This window comes from Streptomyces sp. NEAU-174 (assembly GCF_052665095.1).
This window is the reverse complement of the sequence record NZ_JBQTCE010000015.1, coordinates 66,417-90,900: the sequence shown is the minus strand read 5'-3', so window position 1 is coordinate 90,900 and position 24,484 is coordinate 66,417. Positions and strand designations below refer to the sequence as shown.

The 24,484-nt window shown below is 72.0% G+C and carries 20 protein-coding genes; 10 read left to right on the top strand and 10 right to left on the bottom strand.

Translation table 11 applies throughout. The features are described from left to right. Positions 1-20 precede the first annotated feature (20 nt). Entirely contained in the window at positions 21-776 is a 756-nt protein-coding gene (locus tag ACT2CW_RS36140) for an enoyl-CoA hydratase family protein (protein WP_445519597.1), read from the bottom strand. A gap of 79 nt (positions 777-855) precedes the next feature. Between ACT2CW_RS36140 and ACT2CW_RS36135 the strand changes: the two genes are divergently transcribed. From ACT2CW_RS36135 to ACT2CW_RS36120, 4 genes are all read left to right on the top strand, one after another. Then, entirely contained in the window at positions 856-1,671 is an 816-nt protein-coding gene (locus ACT2CW_RS36135) for an SDR family oxidoreductase (protein WP_445519596.1), read from the top strand. A 1-nt stretch (position 1,672) separates the two neighbouring features. Next, a complete protein-coding gene (locus ACT2CW_RS36130) occupies positions 1,673-2,587 on the top strand; it encodes an SDR family oxidoreductase (RefSeq protein WP_164426728.1) in 915 nt (304 codons plus the stop codon). Positions 2,588-2,718: 131 nt separating this feature from the next. Then, positions 2,719-3,897, top strand: a complete 1,179-nt coding sequence (locus tag ACT2CW_RS36125; protein ID WP_445519595.1) for a serine hydrolase domain-containing protein — start codon at positions 2,719-2,721, stop codon at positions 3,895-3,897. Between the two features lie 171 nt (positions 3,898-4,068). After that, positions 4,069-5,691, top strand: a complete 1,623-nt coding sequence (locus ACT2CW_RS36120) for a phytoene desaturase family protein (RefSeq protein WP_445519594.1) — start codon at positions 4,069-4,071, stop codon at positions 5,689-5,691. On the opposite strand, the gene ACT2CW_RS36115 is transcribed toward ACT2CW_RS36120, so the two are convergent. The 5 genes from ACT2CW_RS36115 to egtA form a co-directional block, all read right to left on the bottom strand. Further along, positions 5,681-6,898, bottom strand: a complete 1,218-nt coding sequence (locus ACT2CW_RS36115; RefSeq protein ID WP_445519593.1) for a transglycosylase family protein — start codon at positions 6,896-6,898, stop codon at positions 5,681-5,683. The genes ACT2CW_RS36120 and ACT2CW_RS36115 overlap by 11 nt on opposite strands. Before the next feature lie 268 nt (positions 6,899-7,166). After that, positions 7,167-8,132 carry an L-histidine N(alpha)-methyltransferase gene (egtD, locus tag ACT2CW_RS36110; protein ID WP_432047346.1) on the bottom strand — a complete coding sequence of 322 codons (966 nt, stop codon included), beginning with the start codon at positions 8,130-8,132 and terminating at the stop codon, positions 7,167-7,169. Then, positions 8,129-8,884 (bottom strand): ergothioneine biosynthesis protein EgtC, encoded by a 756-nt coding sequence (gene egtC / locus ACT2CW_RS36105; RefSeq protein WP_182473514.1) that lies wholly within the window; start codon positions 8,882-8,884, stop codon positions 8,129-8,131. Before egtC ends, egtD begins: the two co-directional genes overlap by 4 nt. Next, entirely contained in the window at positions 8,884-10,212 is a 1,329-nt protein-coding gene (gene egtB, locus ACT2CW_RS36100; RefSeq protein ID WP_445519592.1) for an ergothioneine biosynthesis protein EgtB, read from the bottom strand. Before egtB ends, egtC begins: the two co-directional genes overlap by 1 nt. Then, a complete protein-coding gene (gene egtA / locus ACT2CW_RS36095) occupies positions 10,209-11,465 on the bottom strand; it encodes an ergothioneine biosynthesis glutamate--cysteine ligase EgtA (protein WP_445519591.1) in 1,257 nt (418 codons plus the stop codon). Before egtA ends, egtB begins: the two co-directional genes overlap by 4 nt. A gap of 247 nt (positions 11,466-11,712) precedes the next feature. On the opposite strand from egtA, the gene ACT2CW_RS36090 reads away from it, so the two are divergent. The 5 genes from ACT2CW_RS36090 to ACT2CW_RS36070 all read left to right on the top strand — a co-directional run bounded on the left by ACT2CW_RS36090 (position 11,713) and on the right by ACT2CW_RS36070 (position 17,094). After that, positions 11,713-12,714 (top strand): NADPH:quinone oxidoreductase family protein, encoded by a 1,002-nt coding sequence (locus ACT2CW_RS36090; RefSeq protein ID WP_037957186.1) that lies wholly within the window; start codon positions 11,713-11,715, stop codon positions 12,712-12,714. Then, complete coding sequence (locus tag ACT2CW_RS36085) at positions 12,711-13,916, top strand: acyl-CoA dehydrogenase family protein (RefSeq protein WP_164426738.1); 1,206 nt, start codon at positions 12,711-12,713, stop codon at positions 13,914-13,916. Before ACT2CW_RS36090 ends, ACT2CW_RS36085 begins: the two co-directional genes overlap by 4 nt. Beyond that, on the top strand, positions 13,913-15,064 hold the full coding sequence (locus ACT2CW_RS36080) for an acyl-CoA dehydrogenase family protein (protein ID WP_445519590.1): 1,152 nt from the start codon (positions 13,913-13,915) through the stop codon (positions 15,062-15,064). The genes ACT2CW_RS36085 and ACT2CW_RS36080 overlap by 4 nt, the downstream gene beginning before the upstream one ends. A 132-nt stretch (positions 15,065-15,196) precedes the next feature. Next, positions 15,197-16,735: a GMC family oxidoreductase gene (locus ACT2CW_RS36075; protein ID WP_445519589.1), complete on the top strand. Its 1,539-nt coding sequence runs from the start codon at positions 15,197-15,199 to the stop codon at positions 16,733-16,735. 164 nt (positions 16,736-16,899) lie between these two features. Beyond that, a complete protein-coding gene (locus ACT2CW_RS36070) occupies positions 16,900-17,094 on the top strand; it encodes a hypothetical protein (RefSeq protein ID WP_020866016.1) in 195 nt (64 codons plus the stop codon). A gap of 36 nt (positions 17,095-17,130) precedes the next feature. Here the strand turns inward: ACT2CW_RS36070 and ACT2CW_RS36065 are convergent, their stop codons facing one another. Together ACT2CW_RS36065 and ACT2CW_RS36060 are read right to left on the bottom strand one after the other, a co-directional pair. After that, positions 17,131-18,519: a family 2B encapsulin nanocompartment shell protein gene (locus tag ACT2CW_RS36065; RefSeq protein ID WP_445519588.1), complete on the bottom strand. Its 1,389-nt coding sequence runs from the start codon at positions 18,517-18,519 to the stop codon at positions 17,131-17,133. Between the two features lie 91 nt (positions 18,520-18,610). Further along, entirely contained in the window at positions 18,611-20,023 is a 1,413-nt protein-coding gene (locus ACT2CW_RS36060; protein WP_445519587.1) for a family 2B encapsulin nanocompartment shell protein, read from the bottom strand. Between the two features lie 392 nt (positions 20,024-20,415). Between ACT2CW_RS36060 and ACT2CW_RS36055 the strand changes: the two genes are divergently transcribed. Beyond that, on the top strand, positions 20,416-21,333 hold the full coding sequence (locus tag ACT2CW_RS36055) for a phosphatidylinositol-specific phospholipase C/glycerophosphodiester phosphodiesterase family protein (protein ID WP_164426748.1): 918 nt from the start codon (positions 20,416-20,418) through the stop codon (positions 21,331-21,333). A gap of 355 nt (positions 21,334-21,688) precedes the next feature. On the opposite strand, the gene dxs is transcribed toward ACT2CW_RS36055, so the two are convergent. Continuing rightward, entirely contained in the window at positions 21,689-23,638 is a 1,950-nt protein-coding gene (gene dxs, locus ACT2CW_RS36050; protein WP_445519586.1) for a 1-deoxy-D-xylulose-5-phosphate synthase, read from the bottom strand. Positions 23,639-23,670: 32 nt separating this feature from the next. Next, a complete protein-coding gene (locus tag ACT2CW_RS36045) occupies positions 23,671-24,480 on the bottom strand; it encodes an inositol monophosphatase family protein (RefSeq protein WP_233362220.1) in 810 nt (269 codons plus the stop codon). Between the last annotated feature and the right edge of the window lie 4 nt (positions 24,481-24,484).

The window sequence follows — 24,484 nt, the reverse complement described above, 5'->3', positions numbered from 1 at the left end:
GTCTTGTCGGCCAACGCCGCTCACCCCTTCCCGGTGCTCCTGGTGACGAACGCGTCGCGGTGCCCGTCGGACAGGCCCGCCAGATTGGCCTCGAAGGTGAAGCCCTGCTCGAAGCGGTAGCTCCGGCGCACATCGACCGGATCGATGCCGTTGATGGCCGCCTTGGCCAGCCGCAGCAGCGCACCGTCCTTGGCGGCGATCTCACCGGCCAGCTCCAGCGCCGCCGCCCGCAGCCCGGCGCGCGGCACGACCCGCCACACCGAGCCATGGCGGTGCAGCTCCTCGGCGGTCGCGGTGCGCGCGGTGTAGTACAGCGCGCGCATCAGATGCGGCGGGACCAGCCGCGCCAGATGGGTGGCCGCGCCCAGTGCGCCGCGGTCCAGCTCGGGCAGGCCGAACGTGGCGTCCTCGCCGGCCACGATCGCGTCGGCGTTCCCGACCAGACCGATGCCACCGCCCAGGCAGAAGCCGTGGACGGCGGCGACGACCGGGACCGGGCAGTCGTAGACGGCGGCGAACGCCTCGGCACATCCGTGGTTGGCGCCGATGAGCGCCGAATGGCCCTGGGCCGCCTGGATCTCCTTGATGTCCACGCCCGCGTTGAAGCCCCGGCCCTCGGCGGCCAGCACCACACAGCGCACCGACGGGTCGGCGCCCGCGGTGCGCAGCGCGTCGGCCAGCTCGTACCAGCCCCGCACGGGCAGGGCGTTGACGGGTGGGAAGTCCATGGTGACCAGTCGGACACCGGCCGCGGGGGCGGAGGTGGAGACACCCATGAGCAGATCCGCTACCTTTCCACCAAACATTTGTTAGGTGAGAAGGTAGCAGCGCTCATCGCGCAGCGGGAGGTGTCTTGTGGCCGTCACCATCGATCTCGCCGGGCGCGTCGCCGTGGTCACCGGCGGCACGCGCGGCGTCGGAGCGGGGATCACCCGGGCCCTGCTCACCGCCGGGGCCGAGGTGGTGATCTGTGCGCGCCGCGCGCCCGACGAACCCATCGAGGTGGACGGGCGCACGGCGCGCTTCGAATCGCTCGACATCCGGGACGTGGACGCGGTCACCGCGTTCTTCGCCCGGTTGCGCCGCTCCCACGGGCGGCTCGACCTGCTGGTCAACAACGCCGGGGGAAGCCCCTACGGGCTGATCGCCGAGGCCGGGCAGCGGCGCGCGGCCCGCGTCGTCGAACTCAATCTGATCGCTCCCATGACCGTCTCGCTGAGCGCCTACGAGCTGATGCGCCAACAGGAGGGCGGCGGCTCGATCGTGATGATCGGCAGCGTCAGCGGCACCCGACCGTCCCCCGGCACCGGACCCTATGGAGCCGCCAAGGCGGGGCTGGAGAACCTGGCCCGCACCCTGGCCGTGGAGTGGGCCCCCGCGGTCCGGGTCAACACGCTCGTGCTCGGCATGGTCCGCACCGAACTGTCGCATCTGCACTACGGGGACGAGGAGGGCATCGCCGCCGTCGGCCGGACCGTGCCGCTCGGGCGGATGGCCGAGCCCGTCGAGGCCGGAGACGCCTGTGTGTTCCTCGCCTCCGGGCTGGCCGGGTACATCAGCGGCGCCAGCATCGCCATCCACGGGGGCGGGGAGCGCCCCGCGTTCCTCGATGCCGCCAACGTCAACCAGCCGGCCCCCGGCACCGGCCGGGCAGAACCACAGGAGGACTGAGATGAGCGGACTGTGCGACGGGCGCGTCACCGTCGTCACCGGAGCGGGCCGCGGCCTCGGGCGGGCGCACGCGCTCGCCTTCGCCGCCGAGGGCGCGAAGGTCGTCGTCAACGACCTCGGCGTGGCCCCGGACGGCGCCGGGGCGTCGGCGGACCCGGCCCAGCGGGTCGTCGAGGAGATCCGGGCCGCGGGCGGGGAGGCGGTGGCGCATGGCGGCGACATCGCCACCACCGACGGCGCCGCCTCCCTCGTGGCCGCCGCCCTCGACACCTACGGCCGGCTCGACACCCTCGTCAACAACGCCGGATTCCTGCGCGACCGCATGCTCGTCAACCTCGGCGAGGACGAGTGGGACGCGGTGATCCGCGTCCATCTCAAGGGCCACTTCCTGCCGCTGCGGCACGCCGCCGCCCACTGGCGCGCCGAGGCCAAGGCGGGCCGCACCCCGGTGGCCCGGGTGGTCAACACCAGCTCCGGGGCCGGGCTGCTGGGCAGCGTCGGACAGGGCAACTACTCCGCGGCCAAGGCCGGGATCCTCGGCCTGACCTCGGTGGCCGCCGCCGAACTCGGCCGCTACGGCGTCCAGGTCAACGCCATCGCCCCGGCGGCCCGCACCCGGATGACGGAGACCACGTTCGCCGGTGACATGGCCGCGCCGGAAGACCCCGCCGCCTTCGACGCGATGGCCCCCGCGAATGTCTCACCGCTCGTCGTCTGGCTCGGCTCAGCCGCCTGCGCCGGGGTCACGGGCCGGGTCTTCGAGGCCGAGGCCGGGCGGATCACCGTCATGGAGGGCTGGCGGCCGGGCCCCACCGCCGACAAGGGCGCCCGCTGGACACCGGCGGAAGCGGGCGAGGCCGCGCGGAAACTCCTCGCCGGGGCCGAACCGCCGGGCCCGGTGTACGGGGCACCCTGACGGGCCGTGCGGCCCCTATGGGGTGGGGAAAACCCCCGGGCGGGACGGGCGGCAGCGGGATGGGAGCCCGGTGCGCCGCGACGGCACGATGATCCGCGAACGGCACAGGGAACGAGGCAAGGAGCGGGTTCGTGGGAGTTCGGGCAAGGGGCGTGGCGCTGTGGGCGGGGATCGGCGCGCTGGCGGTGACGGCGACCGTCACCATCGCCACGGCCCAGGGGGAGTCGGCCGGGCCGTCGGCGCCGTCCGGTTTCGAGGAGGCCATCGGCCAGACGGTGAAGGACGGATTCCCGGGCGCGGTGGCCTACGCACGGCGCGGCGACGACGAGTGGCGGACGGCGGCCGGGGTCGCGGACAAGGCCACCGGCGAGAAGGCCCGCCCTGAGCAGCGGTTCAGGATCGCCAGCAACACCAAGGCGTTCGTCTCCACGGTCCTGCTGCAACTGGAGGGCGAGGGACGGCTCTCACTCGACGACAGCGTGGAGAAGTGGCTGCCCGGTGTCGTCCAGGGGAACGGCAACGACGGTAAGGCCATCACCATCCGTCAGCTGCTCAACCACACCTCGGGGATCTACGACCCCACCACCGAGGCCTCGTTCTTCGCGCCCTATCTGGAGGACGGCGACCGGGACCACGTCATCACCCCGCGCGAGGTGATTTCCCGCTCGGTCGCGCACAAGCCGGAGTTCGCGCCGGGGAAGGGCTGGTCGTACTCCAACACCAACTATCTGCTCGCCGGGCTGGTGATCGAGGCGGTGACCCACCGCTCCGCGCCCGCCGAGATCGACCGCAGGATCCTCGCCCCGCTGGGGCTGAAGCACACCTCCTTCCCGGTGACCGACCCCGAGGTGCACGGCTCCCATCTGCACGGCTACGACCTCGAGGGCCGCGATATGACGCGGTTCAGCCCCTCCTACGACTGGACCGCCGGAGCCATGATCTCGACCGTGGACGATCTGGCCCGGTTCGAGCGCGCCCTCTTCGGGGGCAAGCTGCTCCGTCCCGACCAGCAGCGCGAGCTCAAGACCCCGGTGGAGTTCCCCGACGCGCCCGCGTACGGACTCGGGGTGCAGCGCATGGAGGTGCCGTGCGCCCCCGGCGAGGGGAAGAAGGCCGACCCGCTCACCGCCTGGGAGACCGACGGCGCGGGCCCCGGCTACACCAGCGTCTCCGTCACCACCGCCGATGGCCGGCGCCAACTGGTCCTGGCCGCCACCGTCTACGACCTCGCCGCGGAGCTCAAGGGCGAGGCGCCCGTGCCGCGGAGCAAGGGGCTGCTGAAGGCACAGACGGCGGTCCTGTGCGACTGAGCCCCAGTTGAGGGAAGGGGCGGGCCGGTGGCGGTCGAGGCCGCGCTGGGGCTGCCGCGCCCCCGCCGTACGGACGATAACCCACCATTCAGCATCTTCTCCGCGCTCTTCGCGTAGCATGCGGAAAACGAACAAAAGCACCGCATCGCGCGATGGCAGGAGGAACACCGGATGGCCGAGGCAGACGCCGTAGTCGTCGGGTCCGGTGTCAACGGCCTGGTCGCCGCCGCGGAGCTGGCCCTGGCCGGATGGTCCGTCATCCTGGTGGAGCGCGAACCGGACATCGGCGGGTTCATCGCCACCGAGGAGCGCACCCTGCCGGGCTACCTCCACGACACCTACTCCTCCTGGCATCCGCTGTTCGTCTCCGGACCGGCGTACGCGCGTCTGGGGGAGCCCCTGCGGCGGCATGGGCTGGAGTACCGCAACACCGATGAGTGGGTCATCGCCAGCGTGGCCGACGACGGCAGGGTCACCCTCGCGCACCGCGATCCGGAGCGCACCGCCGAGGGTTTCGCGCACGAGGCGGACCGGGCCGCGTATCTGGCCGCGCTCGGCCGGCTGGGCGCCGATATGGAGGCGATCGGCGGCCTGATGGGCGGCGAGCTCCGGTCACCGGCCGTCCTCCGCCACGCGGTCGCCCTGCTGCGCGGCGGCGGGCGGCAGGGGGTGGAGCGATGGGTGCGCTCGGTGGCCACCAGCGGACGTGGCTACCTGCGCGCGGAGTTCCGCGGGGACGAGGTGGACCACCTGTTCGCCCCGTGGCTGCTGCACGCGGGGCTGTCGCCGGACCACGCGTCGGGCGGCTTCCTGGTGACGCTGCTCGCCGCCACCCTGCACGGCGCCGGTGTGCCCGTGGTGGCCGGGGGCGCGGGCCGGTTCCTCGACGCCTTCCGGTCGCTGCTGACGACGACGGGCGTACGGCTGGAGACCGGCACCCGGGTCGACCGCGTCCTCGTCGAGCGGGGCCGCGCCATGGGAGTGGCGGCGGGCGGCCGGGTCTTCCGTGCCCGCCGCGCGGTCCTCGCCTCGGTGACCCCCACCGCGCTGTACGACACCCTCCTGCCGGAGGGCTCGGTGCGCCCCGAACTGCGCGCCGAGGCGCGGCGATTCCGCTACGGCCGCGCCGCGATGCAGATCCATGTGGCGCTGTCCGAGCCGCCCGGCTGGCGCGACGCCCGGCTGAACACGATCCCGCTGGTGCACCTGACCGACGGTTCGGGCAGCACCGGTATCGCCTGCGCCGAGGCCGAGGCGGGTCTGCTGCCCCGGCGGCCCACGGTGGTCGTCGGGCAGCAGTACGTCCTGGACCCCGGCCGGGTGCCGCCCGGGGCCGCCGCGCTGTGGCTCCAGTTGCAGGAGGTGCCGTCCACCCCGCGCGGCGACGCGGCCGGTGAACTGGACACCGCTCAGGGCTGGACCCCGGAGCTGGCCCGGGGCTACGCCGACCGGGTGCTGAACCGGATCGCCCGGCACGCACCCGATCTGCCCGGCAAGGTGCTCGCCGTCGACGTCATCGCGCCCCCGGATCTCGCCCGCCGGAACCCCAACGCGGTTGATGGCGACCCGTACGGCGGTTCCCTCGAACTGGACCAGAGCTTTGTCTGGCGCCCCCTGCCCGCCTCCGGACGGCACGCGACCGATATTGACGGGCTCTGGCACATCGGCGCGTCCACTCACCCGGGGGCCGGGCTGGGCGGCGTCTCCGGACACATGGTCGCCACCACGCTCACCAGAGGGCCGCGATTCGCCCGGCTGACCCGGCTCTCACCGGGGAGAAGGGTCAGAGGCTGACGCCGTGTGACCGCAGATAGGCCAGCGGATTGATGTCCGAGCCATAGCCGGGGCCGGTGCGGATCTCGAAGTGGAGATGCGGTCCGGTGGCATTGCCCGTCGAGCCGGAACGGCCGATCTGCTGGCCGCCGTTGACGCTCTGCCCGGCCCGCACCGACAGCTGCGAGAGATGGCCGTACTGGCTGTACTTGCCGTCCGGATGCCGGATGACCACCTGATAGCCGTACGCGCCGCCCCAGCCCGCCGAGACCACATGGCCCGGTCCCACGGCCTTCACGGAGGTGCCGATGCCCACGGGGAAGTCCACCCCCGTGTGATAGCCGCTCGACCAGCTCGAGCCGGCCGCCCGGTAGGCGGTGCTCGGACTGACCCCGCTGACGGGGGCGGTGAAGCCCGAGGAGACGACGGGCTTGGTGGCCCGCTCCCGGCTGGTGTGCTTCTCGGCCTTGGGGTGCGGCGCGGGCTTCGGCTTGGGCTTCGCCTCGGCCTTGTGGTGGGGCTCGGGTTCCGCCTTGGGCTTGGCGGTGGCCTTACCGCCCTTGAGGGAGAGCTTCTGACCGGGGTAGATCAGATCGGGGTCGCCGCCGATCGTCTCGCGGTTGGTCTTGTAGAGCGCCTCCCAGCCGCCGTTGACATCGTGGGTGTCGGCGATACGGGACAGGGAGTCGCCGCTGACGACCACATAGCGGCCGGACTTCGTGGCGGCGCCCCCCGGGAGGCTGGTGGGCGTGGGCTTGCTCGCCACCGCCTGCTGGGCCTTCTCATGGGTCTGCTTGACCGGGGCGGCGGCCGTCCTGACGACCTTCTCGGCGCTCTGCGGCGCCGCGTCGCCCCGCGTCAGACCGGCCTTGCCCGAACAGACCGGCCATGCGCCGGGGCCCTGGCCGTCGAGCACCTTCTCCGCGATCGCGATCTGCTGGTCCTTGGTGGCCAGATCGGCCCGTGCCGCGTACGCCGTGCCGCCGTACGCCTCCCATGTGCTCTGCGTGAACTGCAACCCGCCGTAGAAGCCGTTGCCGGTGTTGATGGCCCAGTTGTCGGTGGACTCGCACTGGGCCACCTTGTCCCAGGTTTCGCCGGAGGCCGCGGACGCGCCCGCGGCGCCGACGAGTGGAAGGGCGATTCCGGCGCCGCCCGCCGTGACGCTCAGCGAGGCACGGGAGATGCGGTTGGGCTTGTAGCGGCGGTGGCGTCCCCGTAAGGGCATGGACGGCTCCTTCTCGTGCTGCCGGGTGCGGCGAGCTGCCGGGCGGGCCAAAGATAAGGGGCCCGATTTGGGCACAACAAGAGGGAGTTCACCTGGAAAGAGGGCCACAGCGCGCTGTGCTGCGACCCTCTTCCGCTGATGTGATGTGCATCACACCCGCGCCTCGCGGCCCGGACGTCGAACCGCGTCGCTCCTTCGCTCCCGCAAAGCGAGCCGCCGCCCGCGACCAACGGTCCCGGGCGGCGGTCCGCCGCGATCCGGCGAGGAGTTACCGGCGCACGGCGAGCGACACCGCGAAGCGGCCCTCCGCGTCGGTCCACCAGCGCCGCGACTCCATCCCCGCGGCGGCCAGTTCGTCCCGCACCTTCTCCTCCCGGAACTTGGCGGACACCTCGGTGCGGACCTCCTCCCCGGCCGCGAAGTGCACCGCGAGATCCATGGCGGGAATCTTCGCGGTGAGCTCCTTACGGGCCCTCAGCCGCATCTCGATCCACTCCTCCTCGGCGTCCCACACCGCCACGTGGTCGAAGTCGGAGGGGTCGAAGTCGGCGCCCAGCTCGCGGTCGAGCACCGTCAGCACGTTCTTGTTGAACGCCGCGGTGACCCCCTGGACGTCGTCGTAGGCGGAGACGAGCGTGGCCTCGTCCTTGACCAGGTCGGTGCCGAGCAGCAGCGCGTCGCCGGGCGCGAGCAGCTCGCTCACCGAGGCGAAGAAGGCGGCGCGCTCGGCCGGCAGCAGATTGCCGATGGTGCCCCCGAGGAAGGCCAGCAGCCTCGGCCCCGGGGTGTCGTCGGGCAGCGCGAGCCCGTTCATGAAGTCGGCCACCAGCGCGTGCACCATCAGCCGTGGATGCTCGGCCAGCAGGGCCTCCCCGGCCAGTTCCAGCGCGCTCTCGCTCACGTCGACGGGGACGTAGACGCGCAGATCCGGCAGCGCCCGGATCAGGTGGTGGGTCTTCTCGGAGGAGCCGGAGCCCAGTTCGATGAGGGTGCGGGCCCCGGTGGCGTCGGCGATCTCCGCCGCACGGGCGACGAGGATCTCCCGCTCGGCGCGGGTCGGGTAGTACTCGGGCAGCCGCGTGATCTCTTCGAAGAGCGCGCTTCCCCGGGCGTCGTAGAACCACTTGGGCGGAAGCTGTTTGGGGGTGCTGGTCAGCCCGTCGGCCACATCGGCGCGCAGCGCGGCCGCGGTGGCATCGGCGGGCAGGGTGCGGGTGACGGTGAAGGGGCTCAACGGGAAGCCTCCTTGAGTGCGGTGAGCGTTACATCGGTGCGGGTGGCGGTGAGCAGGGTGCGGTCGGGGACCTCGGTCCAGCCGGGGTCCTGGTCGTACGGCTCGGAGGCCACCACCACGCCCCGGTCCGGATCGGCCAGGTACCACAGGGTGTCGCCCCAGGCGGTGGCGGCGATGGTCGCGCCGTCCAGGAGCAGCAGGTTGAGCCGTGAGCCGGGGGAGGCGGCGGCGAACTGCTCGACGGTCTCGGCCAGCGCCTCCGGCGGCGCGTGGCCCAGCCGCAGCCGGTGCAGCACCAGCGCCCAGACGAACGCCGAGTCGCAGCGCGCCTCCAGGCCGAGCAGATCCGCCGGTGGCAGCGCGGCGGCGAGGTCCGCGACCGCGTGCGGCCAGTCGCGGATCGCCCCGTTGTGGCTGAACAGCCAGGTCCCGGAGGCGAACGGCGAGGCGCCCGCCTCGCCGTCCGCGCTCGCCTCGGTGGCATCCCTTACGGCGGCCATCAGCGCCCCCGTGCGCACCACGCGGGCCAGGTCGGCGAACGACAGATCGCCCCAGATGGGCCCGGCGCGGCGGTAGCGCGCGGGCACCGGGTCGTCCGACGCGTACCAGCCGACGCCGAACCCGTCGGCGTTGACCGTGCCGTGCGCCTGCCGCCGCGGCGCCCACGACTGCCGGAACAGGCTGTTAGCGGGCGCCACGACCACCTCGCCGATGGAGGTCCGCGGCCCCAGGTAGGCCAGGTGGCGGCACATCAGGACGCGTCCCGCGCGGTGCGGAAGCCGGAGAAGATCTGGCGGCGGACCGGCAGGTCCCAGTTGCGGAACGTGCCCCGGCAGGCCACCTCGTCCACCGCGAAGGAGCCGCCGCGCAGCACCTTGTGCGCCGGGCCGAAGAACACCTCCGAGTACTCGCGGTAGGGGAAGGCGCGGAACCCCGGGTAGGGCAGGAAGTCGCTCGAGGTCCACTCCCACACATCGCCGATCAGCTGCCGCACCCCCAGCGGGGAGGCGCCCCGCGGATAGCTTCCGGCCGCCGCGGGCCGCAGATGGCGCTGGCCCAGGTTGGCGTGGTCGGGCGTGGGGTCCTCGTCGCCCCACGGGTAGCGCCGGGACCGGCCGCTCTCCGGGTCGTGTCGGGCGGCCTTCTCCCACTCCTCCTCGGTCGGCAGCCGCCGCCCCGCCCAGCGGGCGTAGGCGTCCGCCTCGTACCAGCTCACATGCACCACCGGCTCCTCCGGCGGCACCGGCTCGGTCACCCCGAACCGCCGGCGCAGCCACTGCCCGCCCTCGCGCCGCCAGAACAGCGGGGCGGCGAGGCCGTGCTCCTGGATGTACGCCCAGCCGTCGGCCGTCCACCAGCGTCGCTCGGTGTAGCCGCCGTCCGCGATGAACCGCTCGTACGCGCCGTTGGTCACCGGAGTGGTGTCGATGTGGAAGGCCGGGACCAGCCGGTGGTGCGCGGGCCGCTCGTTGTCCAGGGCCCAGGGCTCGGCCGAGGTGCCCATGGTGAACGGGCCGCCCGGGACCAGCACTTCCGCCGGCAGCGCCGCGCCTCCGTCCGCGTCGGGCGGTGGCGGGGCGGTGAGCGCGGCGGGTCCGCGGCGCAGCTGGTGGGTGATGAGCATCGTCTCGTCGTGCTGCTGTTCATGCTGCGCGATCATGCCGAAGGCGAAGCCCGCGTCCACCAGCGGGGCGCCGCGCAGCTCGATCCGCTCCAGGATGTCCAGCACCCGGCCGCGCACCTCGTGCACATAGCCGCGGGCCTCGGCGGGCGCCAGCAGCGGCAGGGTGGGCCGCTCGGCGCGCGGGTGCTCGAAGGCGTCGTATATCGAGTCGATCTCGGGGCGCAGCGCGTCACGTCCGCCGACCGCGCGCAGCAGCCACTGCTCCTCCTGGTTGCCGATATGCGCCAGATCCCACACCAGCGGGGACATCAAAGGGGAGTGCTGGGCGGTGAGGTCGGGCTCGTCCACGCAGGTGGTGAGGGTGTGGGTGCGGTCGCGCGCGGTGCGCAGCGCCTTCTCGGCGCGCCGGCGCAGCGCCTCGGGATCGATGGTGGGATCGGAGCCGGGGGCGGTCATGACCGTCCCTCCTTACCGGTGAGGGGAGCGAGCAGATCGTCGGCGGGACATCGGCCGCGGAGCACATAGCGGTCGGTGAAGCCGGCGACGGCGGCGGTGATGGCGGGGGAGGCGCCGATACGCGGCAGCGCGTCCAGCGCCGTGGTGAAGCAGCTGGCGGCGGCGGCGCGCAGCTCGGGGTCGGCCAGACCGTGGCGGGCCGCGGCGCGCCACAGCGGATTGCCCGGTGCGGGGCGGGCGCCGGCCGTCTCGGCGAGCGGCTTCACCACCCGGTAAACCGTTTCAGCAGCCTCGGGATCGTCGAAGAGCGCGACCGTGACGGCGAGGGGGACGATCCATCCGTCCTCACCGCTCTGCGCGTCGATCATGCGCAGTTCCAGATGGCCGCGCGGGCGGACGGGGGGAAAGAGCGTGGAGATGTGGAAGTCGAGGTCGTCGTGGGTGGGTGGCCGGGGCAGCGCCGTGCGGGCCCACTCGCGGAAGGTCACCCCGGACGGCACCGTCCAGGGCGCCTTCTCGTCCCGGATGGCCATCACGGGCGCGTCCAGCACGTAGTGGGCCCAGGCCGTGCGGGGATCGCGGCCGTCGGCCGGGGCGTGGGTGCGTCCGGGCTCCATCGCCGTCCACAGCGCCTGCCGGGTGGAGCGGTAGCCCGTGGGGCGGCCCTGGCGCAGGGGTGAGTTGGCGAACGCGGCGGTGAGCACCGCGCCCAGCAGATGGGCGAGCCGCCAGCGCCGTGCCATGCCGAGCGGTCCGGGCTCCTCGTGCCCGGCGTCCACACAGACCTGCACGGAGGCGGTGTTGCACATCATGGAGCGCCCGGCCGGACCCCGGCGGTCGAAGTAGGTCTCCATGCACTCGTACCGGGGCGTGGTCAGGAAGCGTCTCGGTGGGCGCCAGGGGTCATGTCCGTGGCCGGCGAGCCCGAGGCCCAGGCCGGTGAGTACGGAACGTACAAGAACCAGATCGGCGGCCGCGGACTCCACACACGCGGTGAGGGAGTCGGCCGGGAGGGAGCTGAGCTCCACCTGACCGCCGGGTTCGAAGGTGATGGCGGACCGCAGTGGCAGTCCGCGCAGGGCGGTGACCGCGGCTTCGAGCCGGGCCGCCTCGACGGGTCGTGCGGGGTCGTGCGGGTCGTACAGGAGCCATTCGAGTTCGACTCCGATGCGGCGCGGCGGCCCGGTCTTGAAACAGATGCCGTGCAGCCTGGCCTCCATCTCGGTCTCGCTGATCGCCTTGTCGTCGGGCACAGTCTTCTCCCGTCCCGTTCCGGCATCGGCTCGCTGGGAAACGAACCGATATGTCGCCGTCCACTCTTAACTGCCGACGCGCCGGGCTCAAGGGTGCCTCCAGAGTTGCACAAGAGTTCATCCACCGCCGGGTGGGCAGGTCAGGATGGCTGACGGTGGTGGCGGTTCCGCTCCTCGTACCGACTGGTTAGTATGTTCGACCCGGCGCGGTACCGCGTTCCGACGATCCGTTTGTGGAGGCCACCGGATGCAGGCATGGCGAGTGCACGACAATGGCGAGCCCGGTGAGGTCATGCGCCTCGACGAGGTGCCGGACCCCCAGGCGGGACCGGGACAGCTGCTGCTGCGGGTCCGGGCCGTCAACGTCAACTTCCCCGACGCCCTGCTGTGCCGCGGCCAGTACCAGGTGCGGCCGCCCCTGCCGTTCACCCCCGGCGTCGAGGTGTGCGGCGAGGTCGTCGCCGTCGGCGAGGGCGCCGAGGGCGTGGTCGGCTCCCGCGTCCTGGCCACGCCCACGCTCCCCGCGGGCGGCTTCGCCGAGCTGGTGCCCGTGGCGGCGGCGGCCGCGCTGCCCGCGCCCGACGCCCTGGACGACGCCGAGGCCGCGGCGCTGCACATCGGCTACCAGACCGGCTGGTTCGGCCTGCACCGCAGGGCCCGCATCCAGTCCGGCGAGACGCTCCTGGTGCACGCCGCCGCCGGCGGGGTCGGCAGCGCCGCCGTCCAGCTCGGCAAGGCGGCCGGGGCCACCGTGATCGGCGTCGTCGGCGGCGAGGACAAGGCCCGGGTCGCCCGCGAACTCGGCTGCGACCTCGTCCTCGACCGGCGCGCCGACGACATCGTGGCGGCCGTCAAGGAGGCCACCGGCGGACGCGGCGCGGACGTCGTCTACGACCCGGTCGGCGGCGACGCCTTCGTCAAGTCCGTCAAATGCGTCGCCTTCGAGGGCCGCATCGTGGTCGTCGGCTTCGCCAGCGGCGTCGTCCCCCAGGCCGCCCTCAACCACGCCCTGGTCAAGAACTACGCCATCCTCGGCCTCCACTGGGGCCTGTACAACACCCACGACCCGGCCGCGATCCGCGCCTGCCACGAGGAGCTGACCAAGCTCGCCGCACAGGGCACCGTCAAACCGCTGGTCAGCGAGCGCGTACCGCTCAAGGGCGCGGCCGACGCCGTCCAGCGCGTCGCCGACGGAGTCACCACCGGCCGTGTGGTCGTCGTCCCCGGGCAGGCCGGAGGGGACCGATGAGCACCACCCGGCACCGCCCCGCCGTGGACGCCGACGAGCTGCGCCGCCGCGTCCGCGAACTCCTGGCCGCCCATCCGCCCGCCACCACCGACCGCCTGGACTTCCTGCGCGCCCGCTTCGACGCCGGGCTCGCCTGGGTGCACTACCCGGCCGGACTCGGCGGCCTGGACGCACCGCGCTCCCTCCAGGCCGTCGTCGACGCCGAGCTGGCGGCCGCGGGGGCGCCCGACAACGACCCCCGCCGCATCGGTATCGGCCTCGGCATGGCCGCCCCCACCATTCTCGGCTTCGGCACCGACGAGCAGCGGGAGCGGCTGCTGCGCCCGCTGTGGACCGGCGAGGAGGTGTGGTGCCAGCTGTTCAGCGAGCCCGGCGCCGGATCCGACCTCGCTGCACTCGCCACCCGGGCGGTGCGCGACGGCGACGACTGGGTGGTCGACGGACAGAAGGTCTGGACCTCCAGCGCCCATCTCGCCCGCTGGGCCATCCTCATCGCCCGCACCGACCCCGACCAGCCCAAACACCGCGGCATCAGCTACTTCATCTGCGATATGACCGACCCCGGGGTCGAGGTCCGGCCACTGCGCCAGATCACCGGCGAGGCGGAGTTCAACGAGGTCTTCCTCACCGGTGTGCGCATCCCCGACAGCCGGCGGCTCGGCGAGATCGGCGAGGGCTGGCGGGTCGCCCAGACCACCCTGATGAACGAGCGGGTCGCCATCGGCGGCGGCCGCGTCCCCCGCGAGGGCGGCATGATCGGCCTCGTCGCCGACACCTGGCGCGAGCGGCCCGAACTGCGCACCCACGACCTCCACCAGCGGCTGTTGCGGCTGTGGGTGGAGTCCGAGGCGGCCCGGCTCGCGGGCGAGCGGCTGCGCCAGCAGCTCGCGGTCGGCCAGCCCGGCCCCGAGGGCTCGGCCATGAAACTCGCCTTCGCCCGCCTCAACCAGCGGATCAGCGCGCTGGAGGTCGAGCTGCTGGGGGAGGAGGGGCTGCTCTACGACGACTGGACGCTGCGCCGCCCCGAACTGGTGGACTTCACCGGCCGCGAGGCCGGCTACCGCTATCTGCGCGCCAAGGGCAACTCCATCGAGGGCGGCACCTCGGAGGTGCTGCTCAACATCATCGCCGAACGCGTCCTGGGCCTGCCGCCCGAGCCGCGGACCGACAAGGACGTCCCGTGGAAGGACCTGCCCCGATGAGCACCGCCGACCTGCTCTACTCCGAGGCGGAGGACGATCTGCGCGCGGCCGTACGGTCGCTGCTCACCGACCGCTGCCCGCCCGCCGCGGTGATCTCCGAGGCCGAGAGCGGCCGGGCGTACGACGTGGCGCTGTGGCGCGCGCTGGGCGCCGAGATGGGCACCGCGGGGCTGCTGGTGCCGGACAAGCTCGGAGGCCAGGGCGCCACCGCGCGGGAGGCGGCGGTGGTGATGGAGGAGCTCGGCCGCGCCGTCGCCCCCGTGCCGTACCTCACCAGCGCCGTCCTCGCCGCCGCCGCCCTGCTCGGCTGCGACACCGACCAGGAGGCCGTGGCCCGGCTGCTCGGCGCGGTCGCCGAGGGCCGTACGGTCGGCGCCCTCGCGGTGCCGCTGTCCACCGTGGCAGTGGTGCCCGGCGGCGGGTCCGGCGCGCCCGCCGCGACCGTACGGGCCGATGGCGACTCCACGCTCAGCGGCCAGGTCTCCGGTGTCGCGGGCGCGGCGGGCGCCGATCTGCTGCTCGTCCCCGCCACCGGCGCGGACGGCTATGGTCTTTACGCCGTGGAGACCGCCGAGACCAGCGTCACCGTCGAACCCCTCACCTCGCTCGACCTCACCCGCCCGCTCGCCGCGGTGACCCTCACCGGCGCCCCGGCCCGCCGGCTGGCCGGGCCCGGCCGGGCCGAGGGGGCCATCGGGCGGGCGCTGCTGACCGGGGCCGGGCTGCTCGCCTCCGAGCAGCTGGGCGTGGCCGAATGGTGTCTGACCGAGACCGTCCGCCACACCAAGGAGCGCCATCAGTTCGGGCGCCCCATCGGCTCGTTCCAGGCGCTCAAGCACCGCATGGCCGCGCTGTGGCTGGAGCTGGTCTCGGCGCGCGCCACCGCCCGGTACGCCGCCGACGCGCTGGCCACGGACAGCCCGGACGCGGCGGTCGCGGTGGCCGTGGCCCAGGCGCACTGCGCCGAGGTGGCGGTGCACGCGGCCGAGGAGTGCGTCCAGCTGCACGGCGGCATCGGCATGACCTGGGAGCACCCGGCGCATCTGTATCTCAAGCGGGCCAAGAGCGACCAGATCGCGCTGGGCACCCCCGGCCGCCACCGGCAGGCGCTTGCCGGGCTGGTGGATCTGCCGGCCCCCACCGGCTGACCGGCCGGTGACCCATCGGCCAACCCACCGGCCGACCCGCCGGATCCGGCGAACCCGCCCCCGCTCCGCGATCACGCCACTAGAGTGCCGAACAGCTGTGCGGCACGTCGGGTGGGTCCGGAACGGGGGCACATGGTGAGCGACTTCGACTACATCGTGGTGGGGGCGGGCTCGGCGGGCGCCGTGGTGGCGGCCCGGCTGACCGAAGCCCCGGACGTACGGGTGCTGCTGCTGGAGGCCGGGAAGGACGACGCGGCCGCGCAGATCCACGACCCCACCGCGTGGTTCAGCCTCATCGGGGGTGAGCACGACTGGGGCTACACCACCGTCCCGCAGCCGGGGCTGGCCGGGCATCCGCAGGCCGCCGTGCGCGGCAAGGTGCTCGGCGGCTCCAGCAGCATCAATGTGATGACCTACGTCCGGGGCCACCTCGGCACCTTCGACGCCTGGGCCGCCGACGGCTGCGCCGGCTGGGACGCCGCCTCGGTGCTGGAGACCTTCCGCGCCCTGGAGCACGCCGAGGGCCGCGATCCGCGCTTCCGCGGCACCGGCGGTCCGCTGCGGCTCAGCCGGGCCGTGACGCCCAACCCGCTGAGCACCGCCTTCCTCGACGCCGCCAAGGAACTCGGCTACGCCTACAACGACGACTTCAACGGCGCGGAGAGCGACGGCGCCGGACGCCATGAGTGGACCATCCACGAGGGGCGCCGCCAGAGCACGGCGGTCGCCTATCTCGATCCGGCGATGGACCGCCCCAACCTCACCGTGCGCACCGAGGCCCACGCACGGCGGCTGCTCTTCGAGGGCACCCGCTGTGTCGGCGTCGAATACGCGGGCTCCGGCGGTCATGCGGGCTCCGGCGGTGTGGCACGGCGGGTGCGCGCGGCGCGTGAGGTCATCTTGTGCGCGGGCTCGGTGGACTCGCCCAAGCTGCTGATGCTCTCCGGAATCGGCCCGGCCGGTCATCTGCGCGAGGTGGGCGTCCCGGTGCTGGTCGACGCCCCCGAGGTGGGGGCCAATCTCCAGGACCACCCCCTGGTCGGGCTGGTCCATGAGGCGGGCACCCCGCTGCCGCCGCCCCCGCTGACCACCGCCGAGGCGGCCCTGTTCACCCGGACCGCCCCCGGGGTGCCCCGCCCCGACCTCGAGGTGTTCCTCTTTCACATCCCGTTCCACCCCAGGCTGCTGCCGTTCCCGCCGAACAGCTTCACCCTGACCGTCGCCGCGATGCAGCCCCACAGCCGGGGCACGGTCCGGCTCTCCGGCGCGGACCCCGAGGACCGGCCGCTGATCGACCCCGGCTATCTCGGCGACGGAAGGGACCTCGCCACGCTGGTCCAGGGGGTCGAACTGGCCCGGTCGCTGGCGGCCACCGACGCGTTCGAGGCATGGCAGCCGCGCGAACTGCTGCCCGGCCCCGGGGTGACCGACCGGGATGGCCTGGCCGACTTCGTCCGCGAGAACACCGGCACCTACTTCCACCACGTCGGCACCTGCCGGATGGGCGGGGACGAGCAATCGGTGGTGGACCCCCGGCTGCGCGTCCGCGGCGTCGACGGGCTGCGGGTCGCCGATGGATCGATCATGCCGTCGATCGTCTCGGCCAACACCAACGCCGCCTGCGTCATGATCGGCGAGATGGCCGCCGAACTGATCCGCGCCGACGCCTGATGGGGCTTGCCGCGCCCGCTCACCGCGCGGCGGCAATCGTCTGGAGGTAACAGAACAGCAGATCGGCACCCGTATGGAGCACCAGGTGACGGCGGTCCAAGGGCGATTCTGGGCCACACTGACGGCCGGATTCCGATGCTCCGTAGTGGCCGAGGAGGCTCCCCATGGCCATTTCCATCTCCGTGGTCCTGCTGCTTCTGATCCTCACAGTGGTGTTTCTCCGCAGCGGCGGACTGCGCATCTCGCATGCGCTGGTCTGTGTGACGCTCGGCTTCTACCTGGCGAGCAGCAGTGTGGCGCCCACCATCTCCGAGGGGCTGGCGGCCACCGCGGACGTAGTCAGCAGCGTCCGTCCCTGATCCACGCCCGCGGCGACCGGTCTCCGACGGCCGGGCTCAGCGGCCGATCTCGACGTCCTCCAGCACACCGACGGCATCGGGCACCAGAATCGCCGCCGAGTAGTAGGCGGAGACCAGATAGGACGTCACGGCCTGCTCGCTGATGCCCATGAACCGGACGTTCAGACTGGGCTCGTACTCGTCCGGGATACCGGTCTGATGCAGACCGATGACCCCCTGGCTCTCCTCCCCGGTGCGCATCGCCAGGATCGAGCTGGTGCCGGACTCGCTGATCGGGATCTTGTTGCAGGGCAGCAGCGGAACCCCGCGCCACGCCCGCACCGCGATCCCGGCCACCTCGACGCCCTGTGGATACAGACCACGGCTGCTGCACTCCCGCCCGAAGGCGGCGATGGTGCGCGGATGCGCCAGCAGATACTGGGTCTTGCGGCGCCGGGCCAGCAGCTCGTCGAGGTCGTCGGGGGTGGGCGGACCGCTGCGGGTGTGAATGCGCTGGGACAGGTCGGCGTTGTGCAGCAGACCGAACTCCCGGTTGTTGACCAGCTCGTGCTCCTGGCGTTCGCGCAGGGCCTCGATGGTGAGGCGGAGCTGCTGCTCGACCTGGTTCATGGGTTCGTTGTAGAGATCGGCGACGCGGGTGTGGACGCGCAGCACGGTCTGGGCCACGCTCAGCTCGTACTCCCGAGGCTCCAGTTCGTAGTCCACGAACGTGCCCGGCAGCGTCGGCTCGCCCGAGTGGCCGGACGCGATGGCGATATCGGCCTCACCGCGCCGGTTCTGAGCGGGCGCGGTCCGTTCGGCGAGCCCCTGGAGGTGGTCGCGCAGCGCCGCGGAGCGGTCGGCGGCCTCCTGGACCACACGGCGGGGGAGGGTGAGCACCGTGGTCCGGGTGATGGCCCGGGCGGTGAACTCCCAGGTGCGCTCCGGACCGGTCAGGACCGCGTCGCCGAAGTACTCCCCGTCGGCCAGCACCGCCAGCGTGCTGCCCTCGTCATACGCGCCGGGGGCGATCTGACGGACCTTGCCATGGGCGATCAGGAACACCTGGTCGGCCGGGCGGCCCGCCTCCACCAGCACATCCCCCGGCGCGTACTCGCGCTGGACACAGCCGTCGGCAAGCGACTCCAGCACGGAGGTGACCCCGAAGCCGCGCAGCGTCGGCAGCTCGCCCAACTCCGGCGGGATGACCCGCACCTGTGATCCGGTGGTGATGAACTCCACCCGCCCGTCCCCGACCGTGTAGGTCAGCCGGCGGTTCACCCGGTACGTACCGGCCGACACCTGGACCCAGGGGAGGACGCGCAGCAGCCACCGGGAGGAGATGGCCTGCATCTGCGGAACGGACTTGGTGGTGGTCGCCAGATTCCGTGCGGCGGCCGTGCCCAGACTCAGCGGCTGCTCACCGGACTCCACGGAGGTGGTCATAAGTGCTCATCACCCATTTCGGTAGATCTTCGGGAAGGTATGCGAAGGCCACAGGCCCGGTCGGGTGGACATCAGAGTCCGCCGGGCGGATTCAGAGCCCGACTTCCACGTTCTCCAGAATTCCGAGCGCGTCCGGGACGAGCACGGCCGCGGAATAGTAGGCGCTGACGAGATACGAGATGATGGCCTGCTCGCTGATTCCCATGAAGCGCACCGAGAGGCTCGGCTGGTATTCGTCGGGAATTCCGGTGCGGTGCAGTCCGATGACCCCCTGGTTCTCCTCCCCGGTGCGCAGAACGAGAATCGAGCTCACCCCGCTCCCGGAGACCGGAATCTTGTTGCACGGCAGGATCGGCACCCCTCGCCAGGCGGGCAGCGCGTGCCCGTTCACCTCCGTGGGCTGCGGGGAGATGCCACGGCTGTTGAACTGCCGGCCGATCGCCGCGATGGCGCGCGGATGCGCCAGGATCAGCCCCGGGTCCTTCCAGACCGTGGCCAGCAGCGCGTCGAGGTCGTCGGGGGTGGGCGGTCCGCTGCGGGTGTGGATGCGCTGGGAGAGGTCGGCGTTGTGCAGCAGGCCAATCTCGGGGTTGTTGATGAGCTCGTGCTCCTGGCGTTCGCGCAGGGCCTCGATGGTGAGGCGGAGCTGCTGCTCGACCTGGTTCATGGGTTCGTTGTAGAGGTCGGCGACGCGGGTGTGGACGCGCAGCACGGTCTGGGCCACGCTCAGCTCGTACTCCCGGGGCGTCAGCTCGTACTCCGCGAAGGTGCCCGGCAGGACCGGCTCGCCCGAGTGTCCCGAGGCCAGCGCGATGGCCGCCTCCCCGTGCTCGTTCCGCTCGGTCTCCGGCGCCGAGCGCACCGCCTCCACATGCGCGCGCAGCTCCGGTGAGCGGTCCAGCTGCTCCTCGAACTCCTGCCGGGGCAGGGCCAGCACCGTGCAGGACGTCACGGCCTTCACGGTGATGCCCCAGGTGCCCGCCTCTGCGGCGGTCAGCTCAGGCTCCCCGATGTGGTCGCCACCGGCGGCCGAGCCGATCACCGAGGGCTCGTCGAACGCGCCCTCGGTCAATTTGTCGACCTTGCCGTGGGCGATGAGGAGGAGCTCATCGGCCGGGCGCCCGGCCTCCACCAGCACATCGCCGGGCGCGAACTCCCGCTGGGCGAAGCGGTCCGCCAGGGCCTCGAGCACCGCGGTGTCCTCGAACCGGCGCAGCAGCGGCAGCTCGCGCAGCTCGACCGGGATGACCCGCACCTGTGATCCGGTGGTGGTGAACTCCACCCGGCCGTCGCCGAGCGTATGGGACGCCCGGCGGTTCACCCGGTAGGAACCACCCGGAACCTGCACCCACGGCAGCATGCGCAGCAGCCACCGCGAGGTGAGCCCCTGCATTTGCGGAACGGATTTGGTCGTCGTCGCCAGATTCCGCGCGGCCGCCGTGCCGAGGCTCAACTGTGGCTGCGAAATGTCGGTACCGGAACCCGGTTCAACGGACGTCGTCATCGTGAATGCTCACCCATCCCTGTACGGACCTTGAAGAAAAATTCCGCTCGAGCAACTGCCAAGTTATCAGCGGACTTTGGGCTTTTGCATTCACTCAAAAGAGTGCCCGGGTGAGGGTTATGGTGGCCGTCGCCGACGGGTAAACATTCCGAACGCGTCGTGGGCCGCGCCCCCGCGCCCCCGCCCGTTCACACCGCGCGCGCATCCGCCCCGCGCCCCCCACGGGCACCGCCGCAACCGCCCCGGCACCTCGGGAACGGCGAGGAAATGGCCGGAGACCACCCGTGGAACTCTTCGCTCAGTACTGCCCTTTGGCCATACGGCCGCCCGATACTCACTGGCGTCGATCCTGCGTATCCGGCACCCCGCCGGGACGAGAGCCGGGAGGCCCCATGGACCGCCGTACACGCCGTGCCTTTGTCGTCACCCTCGGAGCCGCTCTGGCGGGCGGCGCGGCCGCGCCCGCGTTCGCGGGCACGTCCACCTCGTCCGGCGGCACCGCCGTCGCGACGGACAACTCGAAGGAGGGCTCGGGAGACCGCGCCAAGGGCGAGCGGCCGCTGGCCAGAGCCCACGCCCACAACGACTACGAGCATCCGCGTCCGCTCCTCGACGCGCTCTCCCACGGCTTCGGCAGCGTGGAGGCCGACATCTGGCTGGTCGACGGCCAATTGCTGGTCGCGCACGACGCCACGGACCTCGACCCCACCCGCACCCTGGAGTCGCTCTACCTCGACCCGCTGGCCCGGCGGGTGAAGGCCAACGGCGGCCGGGTCTACGGCGGTTACGACCTGTCGCTCCAGCTGCTGATCGACCTCAAGACCGCCGGGGAGCCGACCTACCTGGAGCTGGCCAAGCGGCTGCGCCGCTACGGCCACCTGTTCAGCGCCGCCTACGGCGGGGTCGGCGGCCGGGTGCGCCGCGGCGCGGTGACCGCCGTCATCTCCGGCGACCGCGGCGCACGCGCCCCCATGGAGGCCGAGAAGGTGCGCCACGCGTTCTACGACGGACGGCTGGAGGACCTCGGCTCGGGCGTGCCCGCCTCCTTCATCCCGCTGATCAGCGCCGACTGGACCAAGACCTTCACCTGGACGGGAGCCGGTCCGATACCGGCGGCGGAGCGCGAGACGCTGCGCCGTCTCGTCGCCTCCGCGCACGACGCCCGGCAGACCGTGCGCTTCTGGGCCACCCCGGACGTCGCGGGACCGGAGCGCGACGCCCTGTGGCGTGAGCTCCTGGCCGCCGACGTGGACTACCTCAACACCGATGACCTGGCGGGCCTGGAGGCGTTCCTGCGCGGCGCCCACTGACGCGCCATACGGCTCCCGGCGGCCACCGGCGGAACACGCGGTCGCGACGGGTTCCCGGGCGGACCGGCGGATCCGCGGAAGATGCCGTGGCGGCGATGTCACCGCACGTTCAGCTCCCGACTTCCGCGCATGTCACCAACCTGGCTGGTGAAAAGGGGTGCCCCTGATCGAGGAGCACCCCTTCCGCAGGAAAACCTGTCTCATCGTGAGCAGGCTGTGTCACCTCGTTGAACGGCGCGCGTGGCCCAGGTCGCGACCGACCCGACGTGGGAACGCGCGGGTGTCGCATCTGACGTGGTCCGGGACGAGGACTCCGCTCCGCCGCGGTGGCGTACGAGGCCCGGTGGCCGCATCCTCAGGCGTTGTCGGCGATCGGCACGAGGTTGCTCGGGGTCCTCCCACCCCGGCGAAAGCCCCCGTTCTTGCCCGGGCCGAGGTCCACCGCGCCGTAGACGGCCTTGTGCAGGGCATCCTCGGCGAGTCCCAGCTCCGCGAGGAGTTCACCGCGCGACCCGTGGTCGAGGAACCGCTGGGGAATCCCGATGACGTCGACCGGAACGGAGACGCGGGCATCGCGCAGTGCCTGCGTCACGGCTGTCCCCACACCCCCCATGCGTCCACTGTCCTCCACGGTGACGACATGACGATATCCACGGGCCAGCCGGATGAGTCCCTCGGGAACCGGCTTGACCCACCGCGGGTCGATGACCGTGGCGCCGACACCGTCGTCGGCGAGCCGGTGCGCTACGCGTACGCACGGGCCTGCCATGGCGCCCACACCGACGATCAGTACGGCGCGCTGCTCGGATTCGTACAGCACGTCGACGCCGTACCTGCGTTCGAGGGCGGGCACGGCGGGCTCGACCGCGCCTTTGGGGAAGCGCAGGGCGGTCGGCGCGTCCGTGACGTCGACGGCCTCGCGGAGTTCCTCACGAAGGGTGTCGGCGTCCCGGGGGACGGCCACGCGCAGGTGGGGAACCATGTTGAGGAGGGACAGGTCCCACATGCCGTTGTGGCTGGCACCATCACTGCCCGTGATGCCGGCGCGGTCCAGTACGAACGTCACGCCGCACCGGTGCAGGGCGACGTCCATGAGGAGCTGGTCGAAGGCCCGGTTCAGAAAGGTGGAGTACACGGCGACGACGGGATGCAGACCGGCCATCGCCATGCCGGCCGCCGAGGTGACCGCGTGCTGTTCCGCGATGCCGACGTCGAAGAACCGGTCCGGGTGGCGTTTGCCGAACTCACCCAGTCCGACCGGTCCTTGCATGGCCGCCGTGATGGCGGTGACGCTCGGGTTCTCCGCACCGATCTCGGCGATTTCCGCGGAGAAGACGGACGTCCAGCTCTGGGAACCGTCCGACGACGCTTCGCCGGTGCGGGAGTCGATCTTCCCCACGGCGTGGAACCGTTCGGCTTCGTCCCGCTCGGCGGGGCTGTATCCGCGTCCCTTCTCCGTGATGCAGTGCACGATGACAGGACTTCCGAACCCTTTGGCGAGGCGCAGGGAGTTCTCCAACTCGGTGACGTCGTGTCCGTCCACCGGCCCGACGTACTTGATACCCAGGTCTTCGAAGAGCGCCTGCGGTGTCACGATGTCCTTGAGCCCCTGCTTGACGCCGTGCAGGGTCCCGTAGACCGGATTGCCGACGATGGGCGTGCGGTCGAGGATCTCCTTGCCGGCTGCCAGGAACCTCTCGTACGCCGGCAGGGTCCGCAGCGCCGAGAGGTGCCGCGCAAGCCCTCCGACCGTGGGCGAGTAGGAACGGCCGTTGTCGTTGACGACGATCACCAGGGGCCTGGAGTTGCCCGCCGACGCGATGTTGTTCAGAGCCTCCCACGCCATGCCGCCTGTCAGGGCACCGTCACCGATGACTGCCGCCGTGCACCGATCGACCTCGCCGCGCAGCGCGTACGCCTTGGACAACCCGTCGGCGTAGGCGAGCGCCGTGGAGGCATGAGAGTTCTCGACCAGGTCGTGTGCGGACTCCGCTCGTGACGGATAGCCCGAGAGGCCGCCCTTCGTGCGGAGCGTGGCGAACATGTCCCGGCGCCCCGTGACGATCTTGTGGACATAGGACTGGTGCCCGGTGTCCCAGACGATGGAATCCTTGGGAGAATCGAAGACCCGGTGCAGTGCCAGTGTCAGTTCTACTACGCCGAGATTGGGGCCCAGGTGACCACCGGTCTGTGAGACCTGCTCGATGAGAAAGGTGCGTATTTCCGAGGCAAGGCGTTCCAACTCCCCTTCGGACAGGTTGTGCAGGTCTTCCGGGGAGCTGATCTCGTTGAGCAGTTGCACCATGGGATTCCCTTTCTGCACCGTTTCCCGGGAGTTCACAGGTTGATAAGGGCGTGCTTCAGCCCCGTGACGACTTCGGGAGATCCCGCGAGGAAGGCGTCGATCTGCCCGGCCCGAACGGTTTCGCACTGGCCCCCGGCGGCCTTCACCAGAGCGATACCGGCTGCGATATCCCAGATACTGAGATTGATGCCGACGTAGCCGTCGAGCGAGCCGTCGGCCACCGAGAAGAGGTCGCAGGCGGCGGACCCCACCCAGCGCCAGTCCTGGACCTGGGCGACCAGGGCCGGCACGATCTGCCGCAGGGTGAACGCCCGTGCGGTGGCGTCGTGGCAGAGGCCGACCGCGACCAGGGCCTCGTTTACCCCGACCGAGGAGACCGACATCTGGTGTCCGGCGCTGGAGAAGACCCGGTCTCCTTCCGCCGCGGCCCAGTCGCCGTGAGCAGGCCGGACCACGGCACCCGCGAAGATCCCGTCGCGTGACTCGAGCCCGACCGAGACGGCGAAGTCGCGTCGCCCGTGCACGAAGTTCGTGGTCCCGTCGATCGGGTCGATCACCCACCGCAACCCAGAGGTCCCCTCCCGCGATCCGGTCTCCTCGGCGAGGATTCCGTCGCTCGGGCTTCGGTTCGAGAGGTGGCTGATGATCGCGCGCTCCGCTTCCTTGTCGGCGCGTGTCACGAGGTCGTAGCGGGCTCCCTTGCTGGTAACCGACTGGAGGAATTCCGCCGCGTGCTCATCAATGGCCTTGGCGCCTTCCTCGGCCGCCTCCAGTGCCAGGGCCGCATACGGTAAGTCCACGCTCCCCCGCGCAGAAGTGACCAGAGTTTTGTTTTCTCGCATCAAT

Bases quoted from the DNA above. Each gene is read 5' to 3' on its own strand.
- ACT2CW_RS36140 (WP_445519597.1), bottom strand. From the start codon at position 776: ATGGGTGTCTCCACCTCCGCCCCCGCGGCCGGTGTCCGACTGGTCACC.
- ACT2CW_RS36130 (WP_164426728.1), top strand. From the start codon at position 1,673: ATGAGCGGACTGTGCGACGGGCGCGTCACCGTCGTCACCGGAGCGGGC.
- ACT2CW_RS36120 (WP_445519594.1), top strand. From the start codon at position 4,069: ATGGCCGAGGCAGACGCCGTAGTCGTCGGGTCCGGTGTCAACGGCCTG.
- ACT2CW_RS36115 (WP_445519593.1), bottom strand. From the start codon at position 6,898: ATGCCCTTACGGGGACGCCACCGCCGCTACAAGCCCAACCGCATCTCC.
- egtC (WP_182473514.1), bottom strand. From the start codon at position 8,884: ATGTGCCGCCACCTGGCCTACCTGGGGCCGCGGACCTCCATCGGCGAG.
- egtB (WP_445519592.1), bottom strand. From the start codon at position 10,212: ATGACCGCCCCCGGCTCCGATCCCACCATCGATCCCGAGGCGCTGCGC.
- ACT2CW_RS36090 (WP_037957186.1), top strand. From the start codon at position 11,713: ATGCAGGCATGGCGAGTGCACGACAATGGCGAGCCCGGTGAGGTCATG.
- ACT2CW_RS36085 (WP_164426738.1), top strand. From the start codon at position 12,711: ATGAGCACCACCCGGCACCGCCCCGCCGTGGACGCCGACGAGCTGCGC.
- ACT2CW_RS36080 (WP_445519590.1), top strand. From the start codon at position 13,913: ATGAGCACCGCCGACCTGCTCTACTCCGAGGCGGAGGACGATCTGCGC.
- ACT2CW_RS36075 (WP_445519589.1), top strand. From the start codon at position 15,197: ATGGTGAGCGACTTCGACTACATCGTGGTGGGGGCGGGCTCGGCGGGC.
- ACT2CW_RS36070 (WP_020866016.1), top strand. From the start codon at position 16,900: ATGGCCATTTCCATCTCCGTGGTCCTGCTGCTTCTGATCCTCACAGTG.
- ACT2CW_RS36065 (WP_445519588.1), bottom strand. From the start codon at position 18,519: ATGACCACCTCCGTGGAGTCCGGTGAGCAGCCGCTGAGTCTGGGCACG.
- ACT2CW_RS36060 (WP_445519587.1), bottom strand. From the start codon at position 20,023: ATGACGACGTCCGTTGAACCGGGTTCCGGTACCGACATTTCGCAGCCA.
- ACT2CW_RS36055 (WP_164426748.1), top strand. From the start codon at position 20,416: ATGGACCGCCGTACACGCCGTGCCTTTGTCGTCACCCTCGGAGCCGCT.
- dxs (WP_445519586.1), bottom strand. From the start codon at position 23,638: ATGGTGCAACTGCTCAACGAGATCAGCTCCCCGGAAGACCTGCACAAC.
- ACT2CW_RS36045 (WP_233362220.1), bottom strand. From the start codon at position 24,480: ATGCGAGAAAACAAAACTCTGGTCACTTCTGCGCGGGGGAGCGTGGAC.